This is a genomic window from Kitasatospora sp. NPDC041988 (assembly GCF_055588525.1).
The window spans coordinates 23426-31769 of the sequence record NZ_JBVJCO010000044.1; the positions used below are offsets into that span (position 1 = coordinate 23426).

8 protein-coding genes are annotated in these 8344 nt (G+C 73.2%); 4 read left to right on the plus strand and 4 right to left on the minus strand.

The annotated features are described in order from the left end of the window. The first annotated feature begins 20 nt into the window (after nt 1–20). Nucleotides 21–731: a DUF6215 domain-containing protein gene (locus ACZ6NC_RS32640; protein WP_465737472.1), complete on the plus strand. Its 711-nt coding sequence runs from the start codon at nt 21–23 to the stop codon at nt 729–731. A gap of 255 nt (nt 732–986) precedes the next feature. Here the strand turns inward: ACZ6NC_RS32640 and ACZ6NC_RS32645 are convergent, their stop codons facing one another. Continuing rightward, complete coding sequence (locus tag ACZ6NC_RS32645; protein ID WP_465737473.1) at nt 987–1793, minus strand: DUF4389 domain-containing protein; 807 nt, start codon at nt 1791–1793, stop codon at nt 987–989. A gap of 317 nt (nt 1794–2110) precedes the next feature. Between ACZ6NC_RS32645 and ACZ6NC_RS32650 the strand changes: the two genes are divergently transcribed. The 3 genes from ACZ6NC_RS32650 to ACZ6NC_RS32660 are packed head-to-tail and all read left to right on the plus strand — an operon-like array spanning nt 2111 to nt 5378. Next, on the plus strand, nt 2111–2647 hold the full coding sequence (locus ACZ6NC_RS32650) for a hypothetical protein (protein ID WP_465737474.1): 537 nt from the start codon (nt 2111–2113) through the stop codon (nt 2645–2647). Then, on the plus strand, nt 2644–4536 hold the full coding sequence (locus ACZ6NC_RS32655; protein WP_465737475.1) for a GMC family oxidoreductase: 1893 nt from the start codon (nt 2644–2646) through the stop codon (nt 4534–4536). Before ACZ6NC_RS32650 ends, ACZ6NC_RS32655 begins: the two co-directional genes overlap by 4 nt. Continuing rightward, nucleotides 4533–5378, plus strand: coding sequence for a hypothetical protein (locus tag ACZ6NC_RS32660; protein WP_465737476.1), 846 nt, complete (start codon nt 4533–4535; stop codon nt 5376–5378). Before ACZ6NC_RS32655 ends, ACZ6NC_RS32660 begins: the two co-directional genes overlap by 4 nt. A gap of 200 nt (nt 5379–5578) precedes the next feature. On the opposite strand, the gene ACZ6NC_RS32665 is transcribed toward ACZ6NC_RS32660, so the two are convergent. From ACZ6NC_RS32665 to ACZ6NC_RS32675, 3 genes are all read right to left on the minus strand, one after another. Further along, the gene (locus ACZ6NC_RS32665) at nt 5579–6631 is read right to left on the minus strand and encodes a bile acid:sodium symporter family protein (RefSeq protein WP_465737477.1); all 1053 of its coding nucleotides are present in this window, start codon (nt 6629–6631) and stop codon (nt 5579–5581) included. Nucleotides 6632–6741: 110 nt separating this feature from the next. Beyond that, nucleotides 6742–7167, minus strand: coding sequence for a hypothetical protein (locus tag ACZ6NC_RS32670; RefSeq protein ID WP_465737478.1), 426 nt, complete (start codon nt 7165–7167; stop codon nt 6742–6744). Then, the gene (locus ACZ6NC_RS32675; RefSeq protein ID WP_465737479.1) at nt 7164–8048 is read right to left on the minus strand and encodes an isocitrate lyase/PEP mutase family protein; all 885 of its coding nucleotides are present in this window, start codon (nt 8046–8048) and stop codon (nt 7164–7166) included. Before ACZ6NC_RS32675 ends, ACZ6NC_RS32670 begins: the two co-directional genes overlap by 4 nt. Nucleotides 8049–8344 lie beyond the last annotated feature (296 nt).

Here is an 8344-nt window from a genome sequence, read left to right on the forward strand (position 1 = left end):
ACAGGGGTGGGGACGAGCAGATGACCGACGATTCCGTGGTGGCCGATTCCGGGGTGGCCGAATCCGTGGTGCCCGACAAGGACACGAAGGGCGCGGCCGGTCAGGTGGTGACGGCGCTGCTGCTGATCGGGGGGACCCTCGGCGGCATGTGGGGGCTGGGCATCCTCGGCAACGCCACGCCGCGCAGCGACAAGCCGGCCGTGTGCAACGCACCCAAGGAGACCGACGCGCCCGAGTATCCGGCGCTGTGCGCCGCGCTCAACCGCCCCGATCTGCCGACCCTGCTCGGCATGCCGACCGAGCGCGTCACGGTCGCGCAGTCCGGCGGCGGACCGTTCAGCTTCCCGGACGGGACGAAGAAGTACTACGCCTCGGCGCAGGTGCAACTCGGCCCCGTCTGCGTGCGCATCACGGACAACCAGGACCTCTCGCTCAGGGACATCACCGCCTTCGCGAGCCCGCCGGCCCTGCCGACCTCGGTCCTCGGCCACCCCTCGGCGACCTACGCGGACCACACGATGGCGATCACCCTCCGCTTGAACGGCAAGTCCAGCAGCGGGCCCGGCGGCATCGCCCGCCACCTCGTCGTCGCGAAGGCGCCCAAGTCCGGCGGTGGGTCCTTCGAACTCACCATCTGGCGCCAGGACAGCACGCCCCCGGACGAGACGGCCATGTTCCGGATCGCCGAGCAGGTCCTGCCGACCCTGCAGAACTGGGTCGCGGAACCGTAGGCTCCAGCGCTCCTCGGTGACGGGTGGGGAACATCCCCCGTCGGCGCGGCCGTTCGCGCCTCGGCCCGCCGTTCGTGCTTCGGCCTGGCCGTTCGTGGTCCGGCGCGGCGCGGCTCGGCTCGGCGCGACTCGGCGCGGCCGTGCCGTACCGGTCGCCGCCGCCGCCCGTGCCCGCCGCCGCCGGGACGGTGAGCCGGTACCCCGGTGCATGAGGAAGCCCCCGGGACCGGTCCCGGGGGCGCCTGGGCGTTCGTGTCAACGGGCGAGCGGGCCGGGCAGCAGGGGCCCGGTGACGTGCTTGGTGTCGTTGTCGTCGTCGTCCGAGGTGAACGTCGTGGTGATCGAGCTGGCGCCCCAGGAGAGCACCCCGAGCACGATGAACGCGATCAGCAGCCCGCGCCCGCCGCCGCCCAGTACCAGCGGGCGGGTCGCCGAGACCGGGCCGCCCGGCACCGAGCCCGGCTCGTCGCCGAACAGGTACTTCGGGTAGGCGGAGGTGAGCATCACCAGGTACGCCATGTAGCGCATCCGGTAGCGCAGGATCGCCGCCGTCGCCTCGAACAGCGGTTGCGGCATCCGGCCGAGGACCAGTACCACCACCCAGCTGATGAGCGCGACAGTCCACCACCCGGCGTACAGCACGCCCTGGATGATCATCGCGGGGATGGCCAGGACGATTCGGAAGAACACCGCGAGCCGGTTGAGCTCACCGGGCCGCAGCTCGACCTGGACGGGGTGGTCGGGGGTCCTGAACGCGAACGGCGGATAGCGGTCGTGCGTCAGCAGCAGGTAGGCGTTGACCCGTGTCTCGTACGGCACGTAGCTGGAGAGGTAGTCGGCGGCGAAGACCGGCAGCCGGCCCAGGACCAGCGCGCCGAACCAGCCGACCACGGTGACGAAGAACGCCACCACCGACAGCACCCAGACCACCACGAACTGCGGGATCAGCAGGATGAGGCGAAACAGCACGGTGAGCCGGTTTTGCGGCCCGGGTGGGGGCATGTCCAGCACCGGCAGCCACTCGCTTGTGGACGGTGCGGGGGCGGGGGGAGCCTGCCACATCCGGGCCTCCAGGTCTCGGCGCCAGGCGGACGGCGGTGAACCCCGCCGTGTGCTCCGAAGATCGCAGCCGCCGGCCGTCCCCGCGCGTTGCGCTGCGCCGGCCGGGGGAGCGGAGGGCACGACGGAGGTGGGCAGGTCCGGCCTCCGGAGCGATCCCACAAGGTCATCAGGCGGTCGGAGAGTGCCCAAGGAGAAGCAGTTTCGGGCATCGCGCCTTCCGGCAGGGCGCTGGGAGGCAGGATCACCCGGAGGCGGCCGACCGTGCCGCCGATGTGTCATGCCTCGGCCATGCAGCGCTCACCTGCGGGGGTGCCCGGTTGCCAGTGAACGACCACGACGACGACCACCACGACAACGACCGCAGCCACGACGGTCACAGCCACCACGACCGCAACGACCGCAACGACCGTAGCCACAACGAGTGCGACGACCGCAGCCACGACGACCGCAACGACCACGACGACGGGTACGGCGCCCGCCAGGACCACCTCGACGGTGACTGCGGCGGCTACGAGGCGGACCGCGAAGACCTCGCCGACTTCGACGCCTTCCTGCGGATCTCCGCCGAGCTGACCGGCTTCGACGAGACCGAGCTGCGCGCCACCGGCATGGCCCACGAACACCACCGCACCCTGCTGGCCCGCCGCGCCCGGGACGAACACGGGCTCATCCACCTCTGGTACGTGGGAGCCTGGCCCGGCGAACCGCCCTCCTCGGCCCGCGCCTACGACCAGGGGCTGATGTGGCGCACCTTCCACGGCGCCCCGCCCGGCGCCACCGCGCCCGGCTACGGCAGCTGGGCCGAGGCCCCCGGCCGACGGGCCGAGGCCCCGCAGCTCGGCGGCGACCGGTGAGCCCGCGCTGGGACGCCGTCGTCGTCGGCGCCGGCTTCGCCGGCTCCCTGGTCGCCGAGCGCCTCGGTGCGCAGGGCTGGCGGGTCCTGGTCCTGGAGGCCGGCCGCCCGGCCCGCGCCGCCGCCGACACCGCGACCGCCTACCGCGCCGCCGCCGGCGGCACGCCCACCTCGCCGTACCCGCTCAGCGAGGACGCGCCGTCACCCGACGTCGGCGACCTCACCGGGAGACCGGACGGCGGCTTCACCGCCACCGGCTACCTGGTGCAGCACGGCCCCCTGCCCTACGCCAGCGGCTACCTGCGCGCCAACGGTGGCACCGGGCTGCTCTGGACCGGCCTCGCGCCGCGCATGCACCCCGAGGACTTCCGCACCGGCGACCTCGGCCACGGCCGCAACTGGCCGATCGGCTACCACGACCTCGAACCGTACTACCGCGCCGCCGAGCGCGAACTCGGCGTCGCCGCCGACACCGCCCAGCAGCGCGACGCCGTCGGGCTGCCCATTCCGGACGGCTACGCCTTCCCGATGCGCGCTATCACCCCCAGCTACCTCGACCGGCAGGTGGCCCGAGCCCTCGACGGCCGGACCGTCCGCGACCCCGCCGCAGCCGAGCAGGCCCGGCTCGCCGTCACCACCACCCCGCACGCCCGCAACGGCCTGCCCACCCCCGCCGGCCCGCCCACCGGGCTCGGCCCCGCGTCCGGCCGGCCCTGCGCGGGCAGCTCCAGCTGCGTCCCGGTCTGCCCGACCGGCGCCAAGTACACCCCGCTGCGGACCCAGGCCCGCTGGGCGCCCACCGTCGAGCTGCGCACCGAGGCCGTGGCCGCCAGGGTGCTCGCCGACGGCACCGGGCGGATCACGGCCGTCGAGTACCGGTCCGCCGGCGCCACCCACCGGGTCGAGGCGGACCTGGTGGTCCTCGCCGCCCACGCGATCGAGAACGCCCGGCTGCTGCTCCTCTCCGGCCTCGCCAACCGCAGCGACCAGGTCGGACGGAACCTGATGGATCATCCGGCGCTGCTCACCTGGGGCCTCATGCCGCGACCCGTCGGCCCCTACCGGGGGCCGGGGTCGACCAGCGGGCTGGAGGCCTTCCGCTTCGGCCCGGCCCGCGGCCGCCGGGCACCGTTCCGGGTCGAGATCGGCAACTGGGGCTGGTCCTGGGCCGCCGGACCGCCGCAGGCCGAGGTCGAGGCGCTGCTGGGCGCCGGGGTGCGCGGCAAGGAGCTGCGCGAACGGCTGGGCGACCGGCTCGGCCGGCAGTTCTCGCTCCAGTTCGAACTGGAGCAGCCCGCCGACCCCGCCAACCGGGTCACCCTCGACCCGGACCGGCGGGACCGGCTCGGCTTACCGCGCCCCGCCCTGCACTACGACCTCTCCGCCTATGTGCGGCGCGGCATGGCCTCGGCCCGGGCCGTCTCCGACCAGCTGTTCGCGCTGCTCGGGGCCGAGGACCACACCCGCTACGAGGCCGGCCCACGCTGGCCCGGCCGGCTGGAGCACGAGGGCCGCCCCTACGCCTACCGGGGCGCAGGCCACGCCGGCGGCACACACCTCATGGGCGACTCGCCGGCCACCTCCGTCGTCGACCAGTGGCAGCGCTGCTGGGACCATTCCAATCTGTACGCCGTCGGTTGTGGCTCGATGCCCTCGCTCGGCACCTCCAACCCCTCGCTCACCATGGCCGCGCTCGCCCTGCGCAGCGCCGACCGGATCCACCGGGACCTGCTGGCACTGCACCGCCCGGCCGCCGTCGCCGGATCGGCTGCCGGTGCCAGTGCCGACGCGTCCGCGGCCACCACCGTTCCTGTGCCCGCCACCTCCCCCGTTCCCGTTCCCGTTCCTGTCCCTGCGCCCGCCCGTGAGCCGTCCAAGGAGACCGCATGACGACCGGCCTACCGCTTCCGCCCGTGCCGGAGCCGTACCACCTGCCGTTCCACTACGGCGCGCTGCACAACATCGGCGTGGACTACCTGGTAGCCCCGGGCCCGGTGCGGGAACTGCTCGCCAAGCGCCACCCCGGGCTGACCGCCGCCGTCTTCGACGGCATGGCCTGCGTCTCGCTCAACTACCAGCTCTACTTCGCGCAGTACCCCGGTGGCGGTGGCATCACCCAGGAGGTGGAGCTCAACATCATCGCCCACCCCCTCTTCGCCGAGGACCGCCTGCCGGTGCTCAACTACGGCCAGTACGCCCGCGGGTACGACCAGACCAAGCTGCTCGGCATCGCCCGGATGCACGTCCACTGCGACAACCCGCTCGCCATCGACGCGGGCACCAGGCTCTACGCCGAACCGAAGCACCCCGGTTGGTTCGAGGCGGAGCTGCCCTCGCTCAACGCGCCGTCGGTACGTGAGCGCTGGTCCTTCGACTGCCGGCGCGCCACGCTCGGGCCGGACGGCCTGAGTCGGCACGACGACCGGCTTCTCGCCGTGCAGGCCGACCTGGTCGGCCTCACCCCCGAGCCGGTCAACAACACGCCCATCACCGGCTACGGCACCGACGAGGAGGGCCGCCTGCTGGCCGGGCCGCTCAACGTCTACCAGCCGTACCGGTTCTACGCACTGGACGACCGCACCGCGGACCGGATCCGACTCACCCTCGGCGACCCGGCCGAGGAGTCCGTCCGCGACCTCGCCCGCCTCGTCGGCGACACCCCCGCCGCCGGTGTCTGGACCTACCAGTCCCCGCCGGTCGCCGCCCACAACCGCGCCTACTACGTCCGCTGACCCGGTCCGCCCGGCGGGCGTCAACACGGTGACCAGGAAGGCCGCCTGATCGGAGGGCCGCCTGATCGGACGGCCACCCGGCCCGGGCGGCCGCACCGGGCAGATCGTTGTGCTCAAGCGCGAGCAGACCCTCGGGCCGGAGGAGTGGCCTGCGCTCCTCGATGCCGGAGCCGTCCCGAGCGGTCGGCCGGCTGCCTCGATCAGGGCACACACCGATCTGCACCCCCTCCCGATCGTGGCCCTCGCTGCACCTTCGGCGGGCCGATCCGGCCTCGGCGCCGGCCGTTGAGGGGCGCGCCCCGGGAGGTGTCCAGAGAGGCGCCCGGGGAGGCGTCCGGGGCTCGGGACCAGCGGCCGGCCAGGAAAGTCCCGGCGACCAGCTGGAGTTGGTGGTACGCCATCAGCGGCAGCACCAGCAGCCCGGCCTCCGGCCCGAACAGTACGGTGGCCATCGGCAGGCCGTTCGCGAGGCTCTTCTGCGAGCTGCAGAGGACGGCGGCGATGCCGGACTCCCGGTCGAGGCCCAGTAGTCGGGCCCCGAGCCGGGCGGAGGCGAGGGCGGCGGCGAGCAGGCCGAGCAGCACGACCAGCAGGCCGAGCAGCGCGGCGGGCGTCGTCCTGCTCCAGATGCCCCCGGCCACCGCCGCGCTGAAGGCGGTGTAGACGACGAGCAGGATCGAACCCCGGTCGACCGGGGTGAGCAGGCGTCGGTGTCGGGCCAGGAACCCGCCGAGACGCGGCTGCAGCAACTGGCCCGAGAGGAAGGGCGCCAGGAGTTGCAGGCCGATCCGGGCCAGGCCGTCGGGGGAGAGGGCAGCGTGCGCACCCAGCAGCCAGGCGGCCAGCAGCGGTGTCAGGACCAGGCCGGCCAGACTGGAGTAGGTTCCCGCACAGATCGCGGCCGGCACATTGCCCCGGGCGGCGCCGGTGAGCGCGACCGAGGACTGCACCGTCGACGGGACAAGGCAGAGGAACAGCACCCCGGTCTGCAACGGCCCGGTGAGCGGAGCGGGCGTCAGCGCGGTGGTGGCAAGCCCGAGCAGGGGGAAGAGGACGAAGGTGCAGGCGAGCACCAGCCCGTGCAGCCGGCCGTGGCGCAGCCCGGCCAGCGTCTCGCGGGCGGAGAGCCGGGCGCCGTAGAGGAAGAAGAGCAGCGCGACCGCGAGGTCGCAGGCCTGCTCCGCCACCCGGGCGGCCCGGCCGGTGGCCGGCAGCAGCGTGGCGAACAGGACGGTGCCCACCAACGCCGCCATGTACGGGTCGAGTCTGCGCGGCCACCGCCCTGACCGTGCCCGCTCGGCCCCCACCGGCTGTGCTGCCCCGGACGGCGATGGCGGGGGAGTCCGGTGCTGAAGCCGACCGCTCATCCGCTGCTCCCCTGGGCCGGGCCGGGCGGCTCGACCCCCAGTAGATCGCCGACCAGCACGCCGGCACCGTCGTGGTCGCTGCCCGCGGTGCCCTTCCCGGTCTGGACGTTGGCCGTCCGGTCGACCTCCACCAGCGAGTCCGCCCGGACCAGCGAGTCCGCGTGCGAGTTGTCGACCACCGTGATCAGACTGCCCTCCGCTGCCGCCGGTGAGGCGACGGCGCCGAACACCGCCCACGCCCCGGCCAGCCCGGCGAGGGCCACCCGCCGCCGGGCTGCCGTCCGCGGCGGCACAGCACCGCGCAGGACCGATCCGCGCAGGACCGATCCGTGCCGTACCGCACCGCGCAGGACCGGAATGCGCAGGACCGCACCACGCAGGACCGGAGTGCGCCGCGCCGCACCGCGTCGGGCGGACGTCACGCTCGCACCGCCTCGCGTACGCGCGGATTGGCGATGTTGCGCTCCAGTAGCTCGGTGGACTCGCGGACGCCGACCTGGCGGCTCTCCCCGGTCGGGGCCGGCAGCCGGCCGTCGGCCACCTTCAGCCCCGCCAGCGCCTCGTCCATCGCCCGGTGCGCCGCGAACAGACAGGGCGTGCTGTAGATCGCGACGTCCACCCCGAGGCCGGCCAGCTCCGACAGTGACAGCCGCGGGGACTTGCCGCCGGCGATTTGGTTGAAGAGCAGCGGCTTGTCGCCCACGACCTTGCGGATCCGCCGGATCCACTCCTCGCTGCGCACCCCGTCCACCAGGACGACGTCCGCCTCGGTCTCGGCGAGGGCCTCCGCGCGCCGCAGGATGTCCGTCTCCTCCGTGGCGTCCGTCCGCGCCACGACCACCAGGTCGGTGCGGTTGGCGAGCACCTGGTTCAGCTTCTCCAGGTACTCCTCCAGCGGCAGCACCTGTTTGCCGTCGGCGTGGCCGCAGCGGCGCGGGCGCTTCTGGTCCTCCAGGATGACGCCGGAGGCGCCGGTCCGCTCCAGCCTGCGAACCACGTGGCAGGCCACCTCGGGATCGACGTAGCCGTCGTCGATGTCGACCAGCAGGTGGTGCTGCGGAAAGGCGCCGCGCAGCCGCTCGACGAAGGCCACCATGTCCGGCCAGGCGATGAATCCGATGTCGGGCAGGCCGTAGTAGGACGCGGCGAAGCCGAATCCGGAGACGAACATGCCGTGGTAGTGCTCGGCCGCGATGGAGGCCGAGTACATGTCGTAGACGCCGATGAGCGGGGTCGCCCCCGGGGCCGCGATCTCCTCGCGGAGCCGCTGTCCGTAGCCCGATGCCGGGTTTCCGTGAAGCAAGGTCTTCTCCTCATGCGCAAGGGTGTGACTTTGCCTTAACTTGGCCATTCCTAGGGCCAACTGAGGCGTTCTCACTATGCGACCTTTAATGTTCCGTGGGCAAATCTTTAAAGGAAGTTCCCCCGTGCGAGTGATACGCCGTCTATTGATAGGAACGGCATACGAAAACCCGGTGGCGGGGGGGGGGGGGGGCCCCCCCCCCGGGGGCGTACCCAAGGTGGGGAGGTGGCAAAAAGAAGAAGGGGGGGGGGGGGGTGGGTATAGGGGGAGAGCAAGGCGGAAAAGAGAGAGAAAAG